This window comes from Streptomyces globosus (assembly GCF_003325375.1).
Lineage (GTDB): Bacteria > Actinomycetota > Actinomycetes > Streptomycetales > Streptomycetaceae > Streptomyces > Streptomyces globosus_A.
Genome location: NZ_CP030862.1, coordinates 5,916,972 through 5,934,755, shown reverse-complemented (window position 1 = coordinate 5,934,755; position 17,784 = coordinate 5,916,972). Strand labels below are relative to the sequence as shown.

Here is a 17,784-nt window from a genome sequence, read left to right as displayed (position 1 = left end):
AGCGGCGTCGCCGTGTGGGGGGCTCCGCTTCCGCGTGCTGACGGCCCGTCGGCGGCCCCTGGGAGATCGTTTCTGTGCAGGTGTGAGCGACTGGCTACAGGTTCCGGCCCCGCGTGATCGAACGTGACGTTCCGTAGGCAAGAGAGTGAACGCGTAGGTCACCGGCTTGCCACGCCTCTCACTCGTGTGGGGCACCGGAACAGGGCGTTAGTAAGACAATCGACTCAGTGTGGGACGAGAGCGTACGAAACTCACCACCGGAGGTCGATGTGCGGCGACAGCAGACACCCGGGGGAGTGGACCGCTCCCGCCTGCGCAGCGCGGCGGCGGCGCTCACCTCCCTGTCCGCGCTCGCCGCCATGTCCCTCGTCGCCGGGCCGGCCGCCGCCGTCTCCGGCGCCGGACCGTGCGCCCTCGCCCGCACGGCGGCCCACCACTCCCTCGGCCTCGACACCTGGAACGGCGCCTACCCGCGTCCGGTCCGCAGCCTGGACGCGGTCATGGTCTTCCTGTCCTTCCCCGACCACCGGCCCGGGCTGGCCCCGGAGGAGCTCGCCGCCGACCACTTCCCCGCCACCAGCGACTTCTTCGACCGGGCCTCCTACGGCCGCTTCCGCCTGGTCGCGCACCCGCAGGAGCGGTGGATCCCCATGCCGAGGCCGTCCACGGCGTACGGGATACAGCGCGACTGGGCGCCCGCCGACCGGGCCGCGTACCTGCGGGACGCGGTGACGGCCGCCGACCGGGAGATCGACTTCTCGCGGTACGACGTCGTCTACTTCGTCGCCGACCCGGACGCGCCGGGCGTCGACTCGGACGCCACCAAGGTCGTCAACTTCGACCGGCCGATCCGCGCCGACGGCACCGACCTGCGGCGGATCGTCACCGTCTTCGAGCGGCACCCCCCGGACCGCAACGTCCTCGCCCACGAGACGGGGCACGTCTTCGACCTGCCCGACCTCTACCACCGGCCGAGCGACGGCAAGGGCGACTGGGACACCCACGTCGGGGACTGGGACGTCATGGGCAGCCAGTTCGGGATGTCCCCCGACCTGTTCGCCTGGCACAAGTGGAAGCTCGGCTGGCTGGACGCCTCGCAGGTGGACTGCGTGCAGTCCGGCTCCTCCCTGCACACCCTCCAGCCGGTCGGGGTCGCCCCGGCCCCCGGGTCCTCCGGCGGCACCCGGCTCGCCGTGATCCGCACGGGCCCCGGCAGCGCCGTCGCCGTCGAGGCGCGGGGCTCCGCCGGCAACGACGGGGACACCTGCACGGAGGGCGTCCTGGTCTACCGGGTGCGCAACGAGGCGCCCTCGGGCGGCGGGCCGATCGAGGTCCTGGACGGGCACCCGGACACCGAGGCCTGCTGGGACCGCTCGGTGTACCCGCCGCTGGCGGACGCGCCGCTGGAGGTCGGCGAGTCGTTCACCGTGCCCGGCGAGCGGATCAGGATCGAGGTCGCCGACCGGACCGCCTCGGGCGCCTACACCGTCAAGATCACCACCTGAGGCCGGCGGGGCCCGACCGGGGCCGGACAACGAAGAAGGCCCCCCACTCGCGTGGGGGGCCTTCCTCCGTCTGTGCGCCGCCAGGGACTCGAACCCCGGACCCGCTGATTAAGAGTCAGCTGCTCTAACCAACTGAGCTAGCGGCGCTTGCTGACGAGGAAGACATTAGCAGGAGGAGGCCCGGAAGGAAAAATCGATATCCGCAGCTCGGGCCGCGCGCACGTACGCCCACAGCAGCGCCTCCGGCCCCGGCAGCCACGGGCGGCGTGTGTCGGGGGCGACGAGCCAGCGCGACGGGCCGGGCGCCGCGTCCAGCGGGGGCACGCCCACCGCGTCGCCGAGGCCGTGGCACAGCGGCGCCGGTACCGGGTTCCCCCACTCCTCCCAGGCCAGCAGCGCCGGCAGCCGGTGCGCGGTCCCCGTGGCGGCGAACAGCAGCACCCGCCCCCGGTGCACGGCGACGGGCCCGCTGCCCGGCCCCTCCGACCACAGCAGGTCCAGCATGCGGCGGCCGAGGACCGACGGGACGTTGACGACGTCGAAGGAGGTGCCGCAGGGCAGCACCGCGGGCGCCCAGGGCCGGGCCTGCCACGCCTCCAGGGTGTCCTCCGGCCGGGCCGATGCCGAGGCGAGCCAGGCGGCGCCCTGCGCCGTGACCTGGGTGGCCGTACGGGAGTCCCGGTCGGGACAGGCGGAAGCGGAGGCCGTCGTCAGCGTCGTCATGGCAATGATCTACCGTCGGTGGCGGAGCGGTTTCCAGGAGTTACGGAAAACCGGGACACGGCGGCATCGGCTGCGCTATCTTGCGCCCCGCATATGCCACCGGACCGTCCCCCCTGCGCGGCCGGCCGCCGCGCCCGCCCGTCCGGCTATCCGCGGCCGGGGCCGCCGCCCCGCTGGAGGGTCTCCCCGAACTCGATCATCTTCAGGGCGTAGTCCTCGGTCCACTCCGCCTCGGACGCGATCAGCGCCGGGTCCAGCCGGTCGAACCGCCGCGGATCGGCCAGCTGGGCCGCCGCGACCGCCTGGAACTCCATGGCCCGCTCCGCCGCCGCCCGGAACGCCAGCGTCAGCTCGGTGGCCCGGGCCAGCAGCTCCCGCGGGTCCTCGATCGACTCCAGGTCGAAGAAGTGCTCCGGGTCCGCGACGGCCTCGGACGGCTCGAAGAGCAGCGGCGCGGGCCGCAGCTTCCGCTCGGTCCGCTCGGGCTCTGCCATGCGTCTCCTCCTGCTGCGCGTACGGGACCGGGCCGGGCGCCGGGCCACCCTCCATTGTCCAACGCCCGCGCAAGAGGGCCGCCCCCTGCCCGGTCGGGGTCGCCAGGCCGCGCGGTGCTCGGCCAGGTGTGCCAGAACCGCATGGTTGGCCTCCCAGCCGTCCGGACTGCTTTCGGCGGCCGCCTCCGGCGGCGTGCCGGACTCCGTCCGGCGCAGGGGCGGCGGGGCGGCGGTCAGGGCCGCCAGGCCACGCGGTGCTCGGCCAGGTGTGCCAGAACCGCATGGTTGGCCTCCCAGCCGTCCGGGAACTTCACCGTCACGCCCAGCTGGACCGGTTCCGCCGACGGGTGCTCGTCCAGCAGTTCCGCGATGCCCGCCCGCGCCACCACCACGCAGGCGTGCCGGTGCCGGGAGGCCAGCACGCACAGGCGGCCCGTCTCCAGGTGGAAGGCCGTCGCGTCGGGGCGCCCCGACAGCGGGTGCAGCACGACCGTCAGGTCGTACTCGCGGCCCTGGAGCCGGTTCGCGGTGTCCACCGTCACCCCTGCCACTCCGAGCCCCGCCAGCGCGGCGCGCACCGCGGCCGCCTGGTCCCGGTGCGCCGTGCCCACCGCGATCCGGTCGGCGGTGAGCGGGGCCGGGTCGGGGGAGTGCTCGTCGTGGGCGACCGCTCCGCGGTCCAGGGCGCGGCGGACCACCAGGGCCACCGCCCGGACCGCCTCCGGGTCCGTGCGCGGGGTGTGCCGGGCGGGCAGCTCCAGCAGGCCCCAGCCGGCCTCGGCGGCCTCGTCCAGCACCCGGTCCGGTCCGGAGCCGTCGGAGGGGACCCCGTACGAGAGCCTCCGCTCGCCCGGGCCGGTGCCGCTGCGGAACTGCGAGTACGGGTAGAAGGCGCGCGAGACCAGCGGTGCGGCGCTTGCCGGGAGCCGCCAGGACACGGGCAGCCGGTGCTGCGGCAGCTGCGGGTTGTGCGCCAGCAGCGTGCTGACCGCCGAGGCCGAGGGGTCGTACGACAGGCCCGCCCACTGCTCGGCGCCGACCACGCTGAACGGGTCCAGCTGTCCGGGGTCGCCGACGAACAGGGCCCGCTCGAACAGCCCGGCCACGGCCAGCAGTGCGTCCGAGCGCATCTGGTAGGCCTCGTCGACGATGGCGTGCTCCCAGGGCTCGGTGTTCTTCACGTACGCCCACTTCGCCGCCGTCGAGATGGTGACCGGCAGCTCTGCCAGGTCGCCCGGCTTCGCCGACAGGGTGACCGACGGCAGGTCGCGCAGCGCCGGGTCGTAGGCGTCGGCGTCGCTGCTGTGCAGGCGGCCCACCCGCAGCTCCGGGTCCTTGTCGGCGAGCCGCAGCACCAGGTCGTCGACCTGCGCGTTCGTCTGCGCGACGATCATCAGGCGGCGGCCGGCCGCGGCGAGCTCGCGCGCGGCGCGGACCACGAGGGTGGACTTGCCGGCCCCGGGCGGGGAGTCCACGACGACGCCGCGCTCCGGTCCGTGCAGCGTGTCGTGCAGGATCGCGGCGGTCGCCGCGGCGGCGGCCGCGCCCGGGTCGGAGGCGGCGGGCACGGCGTCGGGCGCAGGGTCGGGGTCGGGGCCGGGCCGGGGGATCGGGCTCGCGGTCACAGGAGGTCCTCGTCGGTCACGGCGTCGGGCAGCCAGGCGGCGGCCTCGGCCGCCGCGGATCCGGGCGGTCCGCCGTGCGTCCACGGGGTCTGCTCCGGGTCGGGCAGCTTCGGGCCGCCCCGAGCGTCGTGCTCGAACAGCGTCCAGCAGACCCGGTCGCCCTTCTCCGGGACCGAGCCGGGCTCCGGCTCGCGGCCGCGGCCCATCTTGTCCAGCAGCCGCAGCACCAGGCGGCCGTCCTCCTCGCGGCGGACGAACTGCGCGCTCTGCGGTCGCCCGTCCAGCGAGCGGTACACCTTCTGGCCGCCCTCCTCCGCGAGCTGCGGCCGGTCCTCGGTGAGCACCGTCACCAGGGGGCGGGGGCTCGGCCGCCTGGAGTCGGTCCACTCCATGACGACCTCGGTGACCTCGCCCGCGAAGGCCTCGCCGGCGAGCCGCCGGCCGGCCATGACCAGCGGGTCGTCCAGGGCCTCCTGGGCGTCGAGGCGCACCTGCTCCGTCTCCCGTGTGGCGAGCTTCTGCGCCGCGGTGACGGCGTCGTCGCGGCGCGGCTGCGGCGGTTCGCCCGCCCGGACCCGGTCCCGGTGGCCGGTGTAGGACCAGCGGTCGCGGACCCACCGCTCCTCGGCGCGCTCGGCGGGCGGCAGGCCGTGCAGCAGGTCCAGGGCCCGCCACACCGCGTCCCAGGTGGGGCGCATCTGCCCGGCGACCAGCTCGCGGACCTCCTCCGCGGCGCGGGCGGCCTGCGCCGGGCGGCCGGAGGCGCGGGCGGCGTCGTACCGGGCCATGGCGGGGGCGAGCAGCCTGTTGTCGAAGGCCGGGTCGGTGGCGGGCCCGGCGGGCGGGACCAGGAGGCGGCCCTGCCGGTCGCGGCCGGACTCGGCGCGGAGCGCGGCCGCGGCGCCGGACTCGCCCTCCGGGGGGTCGATCCAGGCGAGCAGGGCGCCCAGGTGCTGGTCCTCCAGGTTGCTCTGGCCGGTGGCCCAGTGCCGGGCGAGCACCTCCGTCGCGGCGAGCAGCATGGAGGAGCCGGGGACGCGGGCGCGCTCGCCGAGGTGGGTGAGCCAGCGGCCCAGCAGCGGGACCCGGGCGGGCGCCGGGTACGGGTTGTCGGGGTCCTCCTCGGCGGTGCGGCGGAACCGCATGGACCGGCCCAGCAGGCGGACGTACTCGACGCCGGCCCGGCTGGGGACGACCAGCTGCGGCGCGTCCAGGCACAGCTCGGCGGAGACCTTGCCGCGCACGCCGGTCTCCGGGTCGGTCTCGGTGCGCTCCACCTCCTCGACGGCGTCCGCGTACGACTCGACGTACGGCAGGACCTCGTCGGCGAGGTCGGCGAGGAAGGACCAGCGCAGGTCGCGGTCGCGGGGCTGGGGCACGACCAGCAGCCGGGGCGCGGCCCGGTCGGTGCCGACGAGCGCGCCGAGGGGCGCGCCGGCCTCGCCCGCGGTGGTCAGCGGGACGAGGACGAGCGGGCGCTCGGACAGGTGCCGGTGGCGGACGGTCGCCAGCGGGCGGGCCCGGCCCGCGCGGACCGCCTCCAGGCGGGCGAGGGTGTTCAGCAGCGGCATGCGCCCTCCTCCGGGGCCTCGGCGGTCTCCGCGGCGGCGAGGGCCCCGGCGGCGGCGCGGTCCGCGGCCTCGGCGAGGGCCTCGGCGCGCAGCCGGGCCGCCTGGAGCAGGGCGGCGGCGGTCGGGTCGTCGGCCGGGCCGCGGCCGGCGGCGGCGTCGAGGGCCTGGGCGACGGTGGCGCAGCCGCCGAGTTCACCGCGGACGGATCGGCCGAGGGCGGTGGCCTCGCCGGCGGCGCGGGCCCGCTCCCGGCAGTGGAAGGCGAGCTCGCAGGCGGAGAGGCATTCGGGGGCGTAGGAGGCGGAGACGGCGGAGACGGCCTCGGTGAGTTCGGCGGCGGGCCGGGCCGGGTCGAAGGTGAGCCCGGCGGGGAGGGTGGCGGCGAGCTCCTCGACGCGGGTGAGGCGGGCGAGCTGGCGGCGGGTGACCGCGCGCTCGCGGCGTACGTCGACGGGGGCGGCGGCGGGCTGGTTGGAGAAGTCCTTCGGGCAGACGAGCAGCACGGTGTGCCCGACCTCGGCGGCCTCCACCTTCGCGGCGGTCCCCTCCAGGGCGAGGACGTACACGGCGGCCTGCCGGGCGGCGGCGCCGACCTTGGCGGGGTCGGCCGAGCCGTCGAGCAGCGGGAACGACTTGACCTCCACGACGGTCCAGCGGCCGTCGGGGTGCACGACGACGGCGTCGGGCTCCAGGTAGGCGGGGGTCCCGGCGACCTCCAGGGCCAGCATCGGGTGGTCCAGCAGGGTCCACGCGCCGGCGGCGGTGGCCTCGCGCAGGGCGAGCGCGGTGCGGGCGGCGCGGCCCTCGGGGCCGGCGGCGGTGAGGTCGGGGACGGGGGTGCCGGCGCGGGGCGGTTCGGCGCCTGCCCCGAGGTGGAGGTGGACCAGGCGGAGCAGCTCCGCCCCGCCGTCGGCCTTGACCTTGGCCTCGAAGGAGTTCCCGCGGATGATCGCGAACTGCGACTGGCCGAACGGTGCGGGTGAGCCGAGCGCCGCGGCCAGTGCCGTCTTGTCGACTCCGGCCCCGTCCAGCAGGGCGCGTCTGCCGCAGCCCGGGTTGGCGGCGAGGGCCGCCAGCGCGCGGGCGTCGAGCGGACGGGGAGGCACGGCCGGGCCGCGCAGGTCAGCGAGCCGCTGCCGCAGTGTCGTCGTCTGGGGCGGGCCGCTGTGCGGGTAGGAGCTCACGGGCGGAAGTGTCCCATCCGCCACTGACAATCGGGGGCGTACTGCCGAAATGCGCTGTTCGGGAGGGCAGTCGGCGGGCGATCGCGTACCCGGCTGCCATCACGGCGGCCCCGGCGGCGGCGTCGAGGAAGTAGTGGTTGGCCGTGCCCATGACGACCAGCACGGTGAGGGCGGGGTAGGCGGCGCCGAGTGCCCGCAGCAGCGGCCGCCGGCCGTGCCGCCACAGCAGGACGCCGCACCACAGGGCCCATCCGACGTGCAGGCTGGGCATGGCCGCGTACTGGTTGGTCAGGCCGCCCATCCCGCGGGGGGCGCTGGCCTCGGCGCCCCACCAGCCGTACGCGCTGTACTGCGCCATGGTGTCGGTGAAGCCGTAGGCGGGGTCGAGCAGGCGGGGCGGGCAGGTCGGCAGGAGGGTGAAGCCGACGAGGCCGAGGAGGGTGGAGGCCGCGAGCCAGGTGCGGGCGGCGGTGTAGGCGTGCGGGCGGCGGCGGTAGAGCCAGACCAGCACGGCCGGGGTGACGAGGTAGTGCAGGGAGGCGTAGACGAAGTCGGCGGGGACGCCGAGGGCGGCGTGGCCGGTGAGCAGCCGGTTCAGGGGCCGCTCGAAGGCGATGCCCAGCGCGTCCTCGGCGCGGAGGATGGCGAGCCCGTGGCCGACGGCGAGTCCGACGTCGCCGCGGGCGAGGAGTCTGCCGCCGGAGTACGCGCCGTAGAGGAGCCCCAGGAGCAGCAGTTCGGCCCACCAGCGTGCGGGCGTCCGCCTTTCAGTCATGCGGCCTAAGACGTGTGTTCGGGTACGCGGGTTGCCTGGTGCCGGTGTGATGGATGATGGTCGGACGATACGAGCACGCGAACCACCGCGAACCACCAGTACCGGGAGAAACACGACCATGGCGCCCCGCATCCTCCTCGCCCGGCACGGCCAGACCGCGTGGTCCAGGCTCGGCAAGCACACCGGCCGCACCGACGTGCCCCTGCTGGAAGAGGGCCGGCGCGGCGCGAAGCTGCTCGGCGAGCGGCTCGCCGGGGAGCCGTGGAACGCCCTGCCCGGTGTGGAGGTCCGCACCAGCCCCCTGTCCCGGGCGAGCGAGAGCTGCGACCTGGCCGGGTTCGGCGGCCGGGCCGAGCCGTGGGACCTGCTGATGGAGTGGGACTACGGCGACTACGAGGGCATGACCCCGGCCGAGATCCAGGCGGTCCGGCCCGGCTGGCTGATCTGGCGCGACGGCGTCCCCGGCGGCGAGTCCGTCGCCGACATCGCGGCCCGCGCGGACGAGGTCGTCGCCTGGGCCCGCTCCGCCGAGCGGGACGTCCTCGTCTTCGCCCACGGGCACATCCTGCGCACCCTCGCCGCCCGCTGGCTCGGCTTCGAGGCCTCCTTCGGGGCGCGCATCCGCCTGGAGCCCACCTCGCTCTCGGTGCTCGGCTGGGCGTACGGGGCCCCCGCGCTGGAGCGCTGGAACGACACCGGGCACCTGGAGGCGTAGGGCCCGTATCGACGTGCCCCGGGGTGCAGGGAGCGGCCTCAGGCCATGGCGCGGCGGGCCAGGAAGGCCGCCACCCGGGGGCTGCGCTGGTGCGGCACCAGGGTGCGGGCCGTCGCCGACAGCATGCTCTCGACCCGGGTGGACTGCACGTCAGCGAGCAGGTCCATGACGCGGCCGCCCGCCCAGGCGGCCTCGTCGGGGGCGCCCGCGCGGGCCAGGTCGTCGGCGAGCTCCGCGGTGTAGAGGGCCACGTTGCGGGCGAAGTGCGGGTCCTGGAGGTCCGCCGCGCGGCGCGCGTGCCGGGCGGCGCGGGCGTGCTCCCCGAGCGCCGCCCAGCAGCGCGACTCCAGCGACTCCAGCTCGGCCTCGCCGAAGAAGGACATCCACTCGGGGTCGGCGCCGGCCTCCCCGCGGGCGAACTCGGCGTGCGCCCGGCTGAGGGCGTCCTCGCAGGCCCGCCGGTCGGCGAGGCCGGCCCAGCCGCCCGCCTCGCGCAGCGCGAGCAGCGACAGCAGCCGGTGGGAGCCGAGGGAGCGGGCGGCGCGGCGGCCCGCCTGAGCGGCCCGCACCGACTCCCGCGGGCGGCCGGTGTCCCGGGCCAGGAAGGCCATGTTGCTGAAGGCATGCGCCTCCAGGGCGGCGTTCCCGGAGACGCGGGCCGTGGCCAGGGCCTCCGCGTAGTGCGAGCGGGCGTCGTCGAAGCGGCCGGAGTCGTGTGCCAGCCAGCCCACCGACAGGGCCAGCTCGCCGGCGCCCGCGTGCAGCCGGTCCTCGGTCGACTGCCGGGTCGCGCCCGCGTCCAGCAGTGCGTACGCGGCGCGCAGCGGTTCGGCGGCGCGGCGGTACAGGGTGTCGGCGCCGTGCCGGTCGTCCAGCAGCCGGATCCGGCGCACGGCGTCCTCGACTGCCGCGGCCTCGGGCTCGCCGGCGCGGGCGGGCAGCCGGCGGGTGTCGCCGAAGAGGGTCAGGCCGAGGGTGGCGGCCGCCACGGTGGCGGAGCCGCCCGCCATGAAGGCGCGGCGCTGCACGTTGCTCTCCCCGGCCTGCGCACGCGCGTGCGCGGTGCGCTGGGCGGCGCGGCCCCGGACCGCCTCGCGCGGGGAGAAGCCCAGGTCGGTCAGGGTCCGGCCGGGGAACATGTGCAGGAAGACCCGTTCGTAGGCGTAGTTGGGGCAGCGGATCTCCCCGGCCTCGACCCGGCCGATGTAGCGGGCGTCGCAGGAAACCGTTTCTCCGATGTCGCGGGCGGCCCGCCGCACCAGGGCCGCGAACTCCGCGGGGGAGCGGGTTCCGCGCAGCCGCCGGAACGCCTGGTTGGGTGAGTGCGGGAACGCCGCCATGGAACTGGCCTCTCTGGCAGGGGACGCACCGCCGGTGCTGTCGGCGGGGGTGCCGGCCCGGCGCGCACGCAACGTACCGCCGGCGGGGGCCCCGTGACGTGGTGTTTGGCTACAAATCGGATATCTCACCCGCGATCCGCCATGAACTGCCATCCTTTGCGGCGTCTTGCCGCCGCATCTGTTGACGGACGGGGGCGTTGAACCCCTTGAGGAGCGCGCTGCGGCTCCCGTCCCCCGCGCGCAGGCGACGGAGGAGGCGTTCTGGTGGTGGAGGCCGGTATGGAAAGCACTGGAATGGACACCGCGCCCGCGCAGGGCGGGCCCTGCGCACCCGGGTTCCGGGCGGCCCCCGCGGCCCTCGCGGTCCGGGCGGCCGGGGCCGGCGCGCCGGACCTCGTGACCGTGCCCGCCCGGCAGGGCCTGGAGGCCGTCGACATCATCCGCCGCGCCGCGGACCGGGACGGCGGGGTCGGGCCGGTCCTCCACGACGGCTCCGGCGACACCCTCGGCTTCCTCGTACCGCCCGGCACCGCCGACGGCTGGGACCTGCCGGGCAGCGCCTGCACGCAGACGAACGGCCGCGGCATGCGCTTCGGCGAGCTGCCCCCGGCCGCGCGGGACGGGGGCTGGCTGCTCCCGCCCGACCCGGCGGGCGGCGTCACCGACCCGGAGGTGCTGCGGGCGGCGCTCGGCGAGGCGGCCCGGCTGATCGAGGCGGCGGACAGCTGCAGCTGAGGGGGGCGGGCCGACGGACCCGCGGGGCGGGGACAATGGCCTGGTGGCAGGCAAGGGCAGAGGCAGGGACAAGGGCCGGGGCGAGGCGCGCGGCACGGACGCCGGCAGCGGGCGGCGCGGGCGCGCGGGCGCGCCGGCGGCGGGCCCCCGCGGCGGCTCCGGGCCGGTCTCCGCTCCGGTGGACGGCGGGCTCGCGGAGCTGGCGCCCGACCGGGAGCACCCGGGCGGCTGGACCCTGCTGATCGACGGGGCGCCGCAGTCGCACGTCGACCTCGCCGACCCGGGCCGGCTCGCGTTCGCCTACCAGCGCCGCATCGGCCACCTCATCGACCTCGCCGCCCCCGCCCGGCGGCCGCTGAACGTGGTCCACCTCGGCGGCGGCGCCTTCACCCTGGCCCGCTACACGGCGGCCTCCCGCCCCCGCTCCCGGCAGCAGGTCGTCGAGGTCGACGCCGCGCTGGTGGCCTTCGTGCGGGAGCACCTGCCGCCGGACCCGCAGGCCGGGATCCGCGTCCGGGCGCTGGACGCGCGCGCCGGCCTCGCGAAGGTCCCCGACGGCTGGGCGGACCTGGTCATCGCGGACGTGTTCAGCGGCGCCCGGACCCCCGCGCACCTGACGAGCACCGAGTTCCTGGACGAGGTGCGCCGCACCCTCGCGCCCGGCGGCTGGTATGCGGCGAACCTCGCGGACGGGCCGCCGCTCGCGCACCTGAAGGGCCAGATCGCGACCGCGGCCGCCCGCTTCGCGCACCTGGCGCTGGCCGCGGACCCGGTGGTGTGGCGGGGGAAGCGTTTCGGCAATGCGGTGCTCGCCGCCTCCGACCGCGAACTGCCCGTCGCCGAGTTCACCCGCCGGGTCGCGAGCGACCCGCACCCCGGGCGCGTCGAGCACGGCCGGGCCCTGACCGACTTCGCGGGCGGCGCAGCCCCCGTCGCGGACGCCTCGGCGGTCCCGTCGCCGCAGCCGCCGCCGTCGGTCTTCCGCTGACGCGGCGCGGCCCGCGCCCCGCGCGGCCCCGCCCCCCGCCCCGCCGCCCGCTCAGTTCTCGTACGTCTCCACCAGCGGCGGATGGCTGTGCCACGTGCAGAAGACGGATACCTCCCGGTCGCCCTTGGTGAAGGTGACCCGGATCCAGTACGGCTGCTTCCACACCTGCATCTGCCAGCCCGCCTCCGGCGTCGCCGAGACCAGGTCCGCCGAGTACGCGCCGAGGTCGAAGACGACCCGCCCGCCCGCCGCCGTGTACGCCTTCACCCGCCCGGCATCCCCGGAGCCGTCCGCGGCCTCCTGCCCCGCCGGGCGGGAGCCCGCCCCGGACGCCTTCGGCGACGGCCTGCCGGACGGCTGCCCGGCGGGCGGCGCGCCCGGGTCCGGCGGGGAGGCCGCGGCGGACGGCGACCCGGTCGGGGAGGGTGCCGGCGCGGCGGTGGGCGGGCGCTGCGTCGACGAGGACAGCGCGTCCGGCGCCAACGGCACCGCGAGCGGCGGATCGTAGGCCGTTCCGGACATGACGGAGTGCACGCCCCACCACGACAGCGTCACCGCCGCCCCGGTCGCCAGCATCCAGGCGAAAGCATGTACAAGTCCTCGGCGCATCAGGCCACATACTGCACCACCCGCCCCGAACGCCGCCCGACACCCCGCAGTGTCCCCCGAATGGACTACGGTGCGGCCCATGGCAAGTGTGCTCGTGGTCGAGGACGACCAGTTCGTACGTTCCGCCCTCATCCGGCACCTGACCGACGCCGCCCACACCGTGCGCAGCGTCGGCACGGCCCTGGAGGCCCTGCGGGAGGTCGCCCACCACCGCTTCGACGTCGTCATCCTCGACCTCGGACTGCCCGACCTGGACGGGGCCGAGGCGCTGAAGATGCTGCGCGGCATCACCGACGTCCCCGTGATCATCGCCACCGCGCGCGACGACGAGGCCGAGATCGTCCGGCTGCTCAACGACGGCGCCGACGACTACCTGACGAAACCGTTCTCCGTCGAGCACCTCTCCGCCCGCATCGCCGCCGTCCTGCGCCGCGCCCGCGCCGCCGCCGGGGCCGAGGCGCCCTCCCGCGTCCTGCGCGTGGGCGGGCTGGCCATCGACCCGCTGCGCCGCCAGGCCGAACTGGACGGCGCCGTACTGGACCTGACGCGCCGCGAGTTCGACCTGCTGGCCTTCCTCGCCGGCCGGCCCGGCGTGGTCGTCTCCCGGCGCGAGCTGCTCGCCGAGGTGTGGCAGCAGTCGTACGGGGACGACCAGACCATCGACGTGCACCTGTCCTGGCTGCGCCGCAAACTCGGCGAGACCGCCGCCAACCCCCGCTACCTGCACACGCTGCGCGGCGTCGGGGTGAAGCTGGAACCGCCCGCGTGAGCGGCGGCGGCAGGGGGGCGCGCCCGTGAGGTGGGCCCTGGTCAAGGTGTGCCTGGCGGTCACGGTGATGGTCGTCGTGGCCTTCGCGGTGCCGCTCGGGCTCGTCGTCCAGGAGATGGCCAGCGACCGGGCCTTCTCCAACGCCGAGCGGCAGGCCGCCACGATCGGCCCGACCCTGTCCATCACCACCGACCCCGTACAGCTGCGCAAGGCGGTGGAGTCCACGCAGACGGGCGCCGCCGGGCGGATGGCCGTGCACGTGCCCGCCGTCGGCGGCAGCCAGGCCGTCGAGGTCGGCACCGGCCGGGCAGCCGTGCACGCCGTGGAGGAGACCCGCAAGCAGGGCCGGGCCATGACGGTCCCGCTGGCCCGCGGCGGCTCCGCCCTCCTCCAGCCCACGGCCCTCGGCTCCGGCGACATCGCCGTCGTCGAGATCTACGTCCCCGAATCCGAGGTCAGCAACGGCGTCGGCACCGCCTGGCTCGTCCTGGCCGGCGTCGGCCTCGCGCTCGTCGTCGGCTCGGTCGCCGTCGCCGACCGGCTCGGGGCCAGGCTCGTACGGCCCGCCGAGCGGCTCGCCGACGCCGCCCACCAGCTGGGCGAGGGCCGACTGGGGGCACGCGTACCGGAGGCCGGGCCGAAGGAGCTGCGCTCCGCCGCCGTCGCGTTCAACTCCATGGCCGACCAGGTCGTCGAGCTCCTCGCCAACGAGCGGGAGCTCGCCGCCGACCTCTCCCACCGGCTGCGCACCCCCCTCACGGTGCTCCGGCTCAACGCGGCCTCGCTCGGCGAGGGCCCGGCCGCCGAGCAGACCCGCGCGGCCGTCGAGCAGCTGGAGCGGGAGGTCGACACGATCATCCGCACCGCCCGCGAGCAGCGCGCCCCCGCCGCCGGGGCGGGCGCCGGCTGCGACGCCTCCGAGGTGATCCGCGACCGGATGGGCTTCTGGTCGGCGCTCGCCGAGGACGAGGGCCGCACCGTCCGGCTCGCCGGGGTGGACCGCACGGTGCGGATCCCGGTGGCCCGGCCCGAACTGGCCGCCGCCCTCGACGCGCTCCTCGGCAACGTCTTCCGGCACACCCCCGAGGGCACCCCCTTCGCCGTCGACGTCCACGACGCGGGCGACGCCGTCATCGTCCTCGTCTCCGACGCCGGCCCCGGCATCGACGACCCCGACGCCGCCCTGCGCCGCGGGAACGACGGCGGCCGCGACGGCTCGACGGGCCTCGGCCTGGACATCGTCCGCCGGGTCGCCGAGTCCACGGGCGGCGACGTGCGCATCGGCCGCTCCGTCCTCGGCGGCACCGAGGTCCGGCTGTGGATCGCCCTCGACGGCCGGAGCCGCGGCGCCGGCCCGGACGGCGGCCGCGAGCGGCGCGGACGGCGCAGGCGGCGCGGACGCGCCGCTGCCGGTCAACCGACGTAACCGGCGGGCGCCGGGGGCGCGCCTCGCGGGCCGCGCGCGGCTCCGTGGGTACCGTCCGCGGCATGGACACCCTCATCTTCGGCGGTCTCCTCGCCACCCTCTTCGCCATGTGCCGGGAGTCGTCGCGGACGGCCGTGCTCGGCGCCTGGTGGGCCGTGCTCGCCGCGATGGTCCTGCTGACTGCCCACCACGCCGCGGGCGGCCCCTCGCTCGGGGCGGGCCTCTGACCGTGGTCACGATGCACAGCAGCATGGTTCCGGAGACGCCGATCGAGGGCGGCCTCCTCGGGCGGGTCCAGTTCTGGTTCGCCTGCCTCTTCACCGCCGGCTGGGCGCTCGTCGCCGCCGGCGGCCTCGTCCACCAGTTCACGGCCGGGGCGCCGCCGTGCCCGCTGTGCGTCGTCCAGCGGATGTGCATGCTGCTCGCGGCGGCGGGCGCGGCGTACATCGTGCGGACGGCCCTGATGGACGGGGCGGTCTCCGGCCGCGACTACATGACCGGGTGGGGGCTCGCGCTGACCGCCCTCGCAGCGGGCTCCTTCGCGTCCTGGCGGCAGGCCGTCCTGCCGGGCGGCCGGGCGGACGGCGCCGCGGTCCTCGGCCTGCACCCGCCCATGTGGGCGGCGCTCCTCTTCCAGGCCTCCGCCGCGGCCGTCGGGATCGTCCTCGCCCTCGCCCACGCGACCGCGGACCGGGCCGTCCCGGCGGCCGGGCCCGGGCGGTACCGGACCGCGGGGGCGGCCGTGCTGTGGCTCCTGCTGCTGGTCACCGCCGTGAGCCTGGCCGCGGTCTTCCTCCAGGAGGGCTTCCACTGGTTCCTGCCCGAGGCACCGCGCCGCTACGAGTTCTTCCACGACGTACGCCCCGGCGGGCTGTGGTAGCGCCGGCGGAGCCCTCTGCGCCGCGCACCCGGTCCGAGCGGTCCCGGCGGCCGGAAGAGGCCCTGGGAACGCGGAAGGGCCCCGGCCGCTTCCGCGGACCGGGGCCCTCCTGCCAGGGTGAGTGACGGGACTCGAACCCGCGGCCACCTGGACCACAACCAGGTGCTCTACCAACTGAGCTACACCCACCACGCCCGGTCGAAACCGACCGGCCGAAGAAAAGGGTACAGGGTCCCGGAGGGTGCTCGCGCCCCCGTTTTCCGGGACCCCCTCCATCGGGGCCGCTCCGCGTGCTACCCGGCGGGCAGCACGTACTTCGCGGCGATGGACCGGGCGGTGTCCGAGTCGGGCCCCGGCTGCGGCACGAAGACCGCCTCCCGGTAGTAGCGCAGCTCGGCGATCGACTCGCGGATGTCCGCCAGCGCCCTGTGGTTGCCGTTCTTCGGCGGGCTGTTGAAGTACGCCCGCGGGTACCAGCGGCGCGCCAGCTCCTTGACCGAGGACACGTCAACGATCCGGTAGTGCAGGTGGCTCTCCAGCGCCGGCATGTCCCGCAGCAGGAACCCGCGGTCGGTGCCGACCGAGTTCCCGCACAGCGGCGCCTTCCGGGGCTCCTTGACGTGCTCGCGCACGTACGCGAGGACCTGCTCCTCCGCGTCGGCCAGCGTCGTCCCCCCGGCCAGCTCGGCGAGCAGGCCGGAGGCGGTGTGCATCTCGCGCACCACGTCGGGCATGGTCTCCAGGGCCGCGTCCGGCGGGCGGATCACGATGTCCACGCCCTCGCCGAGCACGTTCAGCTCCGAGTCGGTGACCAGCGCGGCCACCTCGATAAGTGCGTCGTCCGTCAGCGAGAGACCGGTCATCTCGCAGTCGATCCACACCATGCGATCGTTCATGCGTCCACCTTATGCGCTCCCCGGGGTGCGCTCCCCGCGCCGATCCGGCCGGGCCCGCACCCGGGCGGCGCCCCCGGGGACGGCGCAGGGCCCCGCACCGGTTCGAGACCGGTACGGGGCCCTGCCGTTCGGGGTGCGCCCCCGGGCCAGGCGCTACGCGTGCTCGCGCAGCACCCGGTTCGGGGCGTACAGCTCCGTCACCGTCGGGCCGGAGGCGGCCAGCGCCGCCGCCGCGCGCTGCGGCTGCGGGGTGCGCTGGTGCGGCACCGGCCCCGCGCCCAGGTCGGAGGCCTGCGCCTCGCCCTGGGGCCGGCGGGCCCGGTAGGCGGAGCGGTAGGCCGCCGGGGAGGACCCCAGCTGGCGGCGGAAGTGCCCGCGCAGCGCGACCGGCGAGCGGAACCCGCAGCGCCCGGCGACCTCGTCGACCGAGTAGTCGGAGGTCTCCAGCAGCCGCTGCGCCTGGAGCACCCGCTGGGTGATCAGCCACTGCAGCGGCGCGCTGCCGGTCAGCGAGCGGAACCGCCGGTCGAAGGTGCGCCGGCTCATGTACGCGCGGGCGGCGAGCGTCTCCACGTCGAACTGCTCGTGGAGGTGCTCCAGCGCCCAGGCGACGACCTCGGCCAGCGGGTCGGCGCCGATCTCCTCCGGCAGGGACCGGTCGAGATAGCGCTCCTGGCCGCCCGTGCGCCGCGGCGGGACGACGAGCCGGCGGGCCAGCGCCCCGGCGGCCTCGCTGCCGTGGTCGGTGCGCACGATGTGCAGGCACAGGTCGATTCCGGCCGCGGTGCCCGCGGAGGTGAGGACGTCGCCGTCGTCGACGAACAGCTCGCGCGGGTCGACGTGGACGGACGGGTACCGCTTGGCCAGCGTCGGCGCGTACATCCAGTGCGTCGTCGCAGGCCGCCCGTCCAGCAGGCCGGCGGCGGCGAGCACGAAGGCCCCCGTGCACAGCCCGACGATCCGGGCCCCCTCCTCGTGTGCCAGACGCAGGGCGTCCAGCGCCTCCGGAGGCGGCGGCGAAGTGATGGAGCGCCAGGCCGGGACGACGACGGTGCCCGCGCGGGCGATCGCCTCCAGGCCGTACGGCGCGGTCAGTTCGAGTCCGCCGGTGGTCCGCAGCGGACCGTCCTCACCGGCGCACACGAGCAGTCGGTAGCGTGGAACTCCCGCGTCCTGCCGGTCGATGCCGAACACGGAGAGCGGGATCGAGCTCTCGAAGATCGGTCCGCCGCTGAACAGCAGCACCGCGACGATCTCCCTGCGGCGACGCCCCGCGAGCTTCCTGCCGGCGTCAGCGACGACGGCGGTGGAATCCTGGCTCATGGCTAAGCCCCCCTTGGGTGTCGCGACTCCTTGGTCTGGTCGCACCTGCACGTTTCCCCTCGGCCTTGCACGTGGATCCCCCGCCGTAAAACATGATCGAATCTACTGCGTCCACTGGTGTCGGCGTGACAAGTTCAGCACGCAGCGCTATGTCGACTTGGCAACTTGGCGAAAAGCATTCGATCAGGAACCGTTCCGCTCCGCTACCGGCCTGCGGGGTCCTGGA

17 protein-coding genes, 2 tRNA genes and 1 pseudogene are annotated in these 17,784 nt (G+C 76.1%); 8 read left to right on the top strand and 12 right to left on the bottom strand.

All coding sequences use genetic code 11. The features are described 5' to 3' along the window. Window positions 1-269 precede the first annotated feature (269 nt). Entirely contained in the window at window positions 270-1,505 is a 1,236-nt protein-coding gene (locus C0216_RS26350; protein ID WP_114057675.1) for a M6 family metalloprotease domain-containing protein, read from the top strand. 73 nt (window positions 1,506-1,578) lie between these two features. Here C0216_RS26350 and C0216_RS26345 read toward each other — a convergent pair. The 7 genes and pseudogenes from C0216_RS26345 to C0216_RS26315 all read right to left on the bottom strand — a co-directional run bounded on the left by C0216_RS26345 (window position 1,579) and on the right by C0216_RS26315 (window position 7,877). Beyond that, window positions 1,579-1,652: transfer RNA gene (locus tag C0216_RS26345), tRNA-Lys, on the bottom strand. Continuing rightward, window positions 1,643-2,228: pseudogene (locus C0216_RS26340) on the bottom strand (bifunctional DNA primase/polymerase). The gene C0216_RS26345 and the pseudogene C0216_RS26340 overlap by 10 nt, the downstream one beginning before the upstream one ends. Before the next feature lie 146 nt (window positions 2,229-2,374). Continuing rightward, on the bottom strand, window positions 2,375-2,722 hold the full coding sequence (locus C0216_RS26335; protein ID WP_114057674.1) for a hypothetical protein: 348 nt from the start codon (window positions 2,720-2,722) through the stop codon (window positions 2,375-2,377). Window positions 2,723-2,955: 233 nt separating this feature from the next. Then, window positions 2,956-4,290, bottom strand: coding sequence for an AAA domain-containing protein (locus C0216_RS26330; RefSeq protein WP_114058928.1), 1,335 nt, complete (start codon window positions 4,288-4,290; stop codon window positions 2,956-2,958). Between the two features lie 53 nt (window positions 4,291-4,343). Further along, window positions 4,344-5,918, bottom strand: a complete 1,575-nt coding sequence (locus C0216_RS26325; protein WP_114057673.1) for a hypothetical protein — start codon at window positions 5,916-5,918, stop codon at window positions 4,344-4,346. Beyond that, entirely contained in the window at window positions 5,906-7,102 is a 1,197-nt protein-coding gene (locus C0216_RS26320) for a hypothetical protein (protein WP_114057672.1), read from the bottom strand. The genes C0216_RS26325 and C0216_RS26320 overlap by 13 nt, the downstream gene beginning before the upstream one ends. Further along, window positions 7,041-7,877 carry a phosphatase PAP2 family protein gene (locus C0216_RS26315; protein WP_114057671.1) on the bottom strand — a complete coding sequence of 279 codons (837 nt, stop codon included), beginning with the start codon at window positions 7,875-7,877 and terminating at the stop codon, window positions 7,041-7,043. Before C0216_RS26315 ends, C0216_RS26320 begins: the two co-directional genes overlap by 62 nt. A gap of 118 nt (window positions 7,878-7,995) precedes the next feature. Between C0216_RS26315 and C0216_RS26310 the strand changes: the two genes are divergently transcribed. Continuing rightward, entirely contained in the window at window positions 7,996-8,592 is a 597-nt protein-coding gene (locus tag C0216_RS26310; protein WP_114057670.1) for a histidine phosphatase family protein, read from the top strand. Window positions 8,593-8,630: 38 nt separating this feature from the next. On the opposite strand, the gene C0216_RS26305 is transcribed toward C0216_RS26310, so the two are convergent. After that, a complete protein-coding gene (locus C0216_RS26305; RefSeq protein WP_114057669.1) occupies window positions 8,631-9,932 on the bottom strand; it encodes a tetratricopeptide repeat protein in 1,302 nt (433 codons plus the stop codon). Between the two features lie 279 nt (window positions 9,933-10,211). Between C0216_RS26305 and C0216_RS26300 the strand changes: the two genes are divergently transcribed. Together C0216_RS26300 and C0216_RS26295 are read left to right on the top strand one after the other, a co-directional pair. Then, a complete protein-coding gene (locus C0216_RS26300; RefSeq protein WP_246042694.1) occupies window positions 10,212-10,667 on the top strand; it encodes a hypothetical protein in 456 nt (151 codons plus the stop codon). A gap of 43 nt (window positions 10,668-10,710) precedes the next feature. Then, window positions 10,711-11,655, top strand: a complete 945-nt coding sequence (locus C0216_RS26295) for a spermidine synthase (RefSeq protein ID WP_174250464.1) — start codon at window positions 10,711-10,713, stop codon at window positions 11,653-11,655. A gap of 51 nt (window positions 11,656-11,706) precedes the next feature. Here C0216_RS26295 and C0216_RS26290 read toward each other — a convergent pair whose 3' ends face one another. Then, window positions 11,707-12,264 carry a hypothetical protein gene (locus C0216_RS26290; protein ID WP_114057668.1) on the bottom strand — a complete coding sequence of 186 codons (558 nt, stop codon included), beginning with the start codon at window positions 12,262-12,264 and terminating at the stop codon, window positions 11,707-11,709. A 79-nt stretch (window positions 12,265-12,343) separates the two neighbouring features. On the opposite strand from C0216_RS26290, the gene C0216_RS26285 reads away from it, so the two are divergent. The 4 genes from C0216_RS26285 (at window position 12,344) to C0216_RS26275 (ending at window position 15,339) form a co-directional block, all read left to right on the top strand. Next, window positions 12,344-13,033, top strand: a complete 690-nt coding sequence (locus C0216_RS26285) for a response regulator transcription factor (protein ID WP_114057667.1) — start codon at window positions 12,344-12,346, stop codon at window positions 13,031-13,033. A gap of 25 nt (window positions 13,034-13,058) precedes the next feature. Next, the gene (locus C0216_RS26280) at window positions 13,059-14,459 is read left to right on the top strand and encodes a sensor histidine kinase (RefSeq protein ID WP_114057666.1); all 1,401 of its coding nucleotides are present in this window, start codon (window positions 13,059-13,061) and stop codon (window positions 14,457-14,459) included. Window positions 14,460-14,521: 62 nt separating this feature from the next. After that, the gene (locus C0216_RS33950) at window positions 14,522-14,686 is read left to right on the top strand and encodes a DUF5993 family protein (protein ID WP_174250463.1); all 165 of its coding nucleotides are present in this window, start codon (window positions 14,522-14,524) and stop codon (window positions 14,684-14,686) included. 11 nt (window positions 14,687-14,697) lie between these two features. Further along, window positions 14,698-15,339, top strand: a complete 642-nt coding sequence (locus C0216_RS26275; protein WP_174250462.1) for a disulfide bond formation protein B — start codon at window positions 14,698-14,700, stop codon at window positions 15,337-15,339. A 116-nt stretch (window positions 15,340-15,455) separates the two neighbouring features. On the opposite strand, the gene C0216_RS26270 is transcribed toward C0216_RS26275, so the two are convergent. From C0216_RS26270 to C0216_RS26260, 3 genes are all read right to left on the bottom strand, one after another. Beyond that, a tRNA-His gene (locus tag C0216_RS26270) sits at window positions 15,456-15,528 on the bottom strand. A gap of 104 nt (window positions 15,529-15,632) precedes the next feature. Then, entirely contained in the window at window positions 15,633-16,235 is a 603-nt protein-coding gene (orn, locus tag C0216_RS26265; protein WP_114057665.1) for an oligoribonuclease, read from the bottom strand. A 153-nt stretch (window positions 16,236-16,388) separates the two neighbouring features. Further along, window positions 16,389-17,558: a helix-turn-helix domain-containing protein gene (locus tag C0216_RS26260; protein WP_114057664.1), complete on the bottom strand. Its 1,170-nt coding sequence runs from the start codon at window positions 17,556-17,558 to the stop codon at window positions 16,389-16,391. Between the last annotated feature and the right edge of the window lie 226 nt (window positions 17,559-17,784).

What these genes read in the sequence shown, in the direction of transcription:
- C0216_RS26335 (WP_114057674.1), bottom strand. Translation starts at nt 2,722, where the DNA reads ATGGCAGAGCCCGAGCGGACCGAGCGGAAGCTGCGGCCCGCGCCGCTG.
- C0216_RS26325 (WP_114057673.1), bottom strand. Translation starts at nt 5,918, where the DNA reads ATGCCGCTGCTGAACACCCTCGCCCGCCTGGAGGCGGTCCGCGCGGGC.
- C0216_RS26315 (WP_114057671.1), bottom strand. Translation starts at nt 7,877, where the DNA reads ATGACTGAAAGGCGGACGCCCGCACGCTGGTGGGCCGAACTGCTGCTC.
- C0216_RS26310 (WP_114057670.1), top strand. Translation starts at nt 7,996, where the DNA reads ATGGCGCCCCGCATCCTCCTCGCCCGGCACGGCCAGACCGCGTGGTCC.
- C0216_RS26305 (WP_114057669.1), bottom strand. Translation starts at nt 9,932, where the DNA reads ATGGCGGCGTTCCCGCACTCACCCAACCAGGCGTTCCGGCGGCTGCGC.
- C0216_RS26300 (WP_246042694.1), top strand. Translation starts at nt 10,212, where the DNA reads ATGGAAAGCACTGGAATGGACACCGCGCCCGCGCAGGGCGGGCCCTGC.
- C0216_RS26290 (WP_114057668.1), bottom strand. Translation starts at nt 12,264, where the DNA reads ATGCGCCGAGGACTTGTACATGCTTTCGCCTGGATGCTGGCGACCGGG.
- C0216_RS26285 (WP_114057667.1), top strand. Translation starts at nt 12,344, where the DNA reads ATGGCAAGTGTGCTCGTGGTCGAGGACGACCAGTTCGTACGTTCCGCC.
- C0216_RS33950 (WP_174250463.1), top strand. Translation starts at nt 14,522, where the DNA reads ATGGACACCCTCATCTTCGGCGGTCTCCTCGCCACCCTCTTCGCCATG.
- C0216_RS26275 (WP_174250462.1), top strand. Translation starts at nt 14,698, where the DNA reads ATGCACAGCAGCATGGTTCCGGAGACGCCGATCGAGGGCGGCCTCCTC.
- orn (WP_114057665.1), bottom strand. Translation starts at nt 16,235, where the DNA reads ATGAACGATCGCATGGTGTGGATCGACTGCGAGATGACCGGTCTCTCG.
- C0216_RS26260 (WP_114057664.1), bottom strand. Translation starts at nt 17,558, where the DNA reads ATGAGCCAGGATTCCACCGCCGTCGTCGCTGACGCCGGCAGGAAGCTC.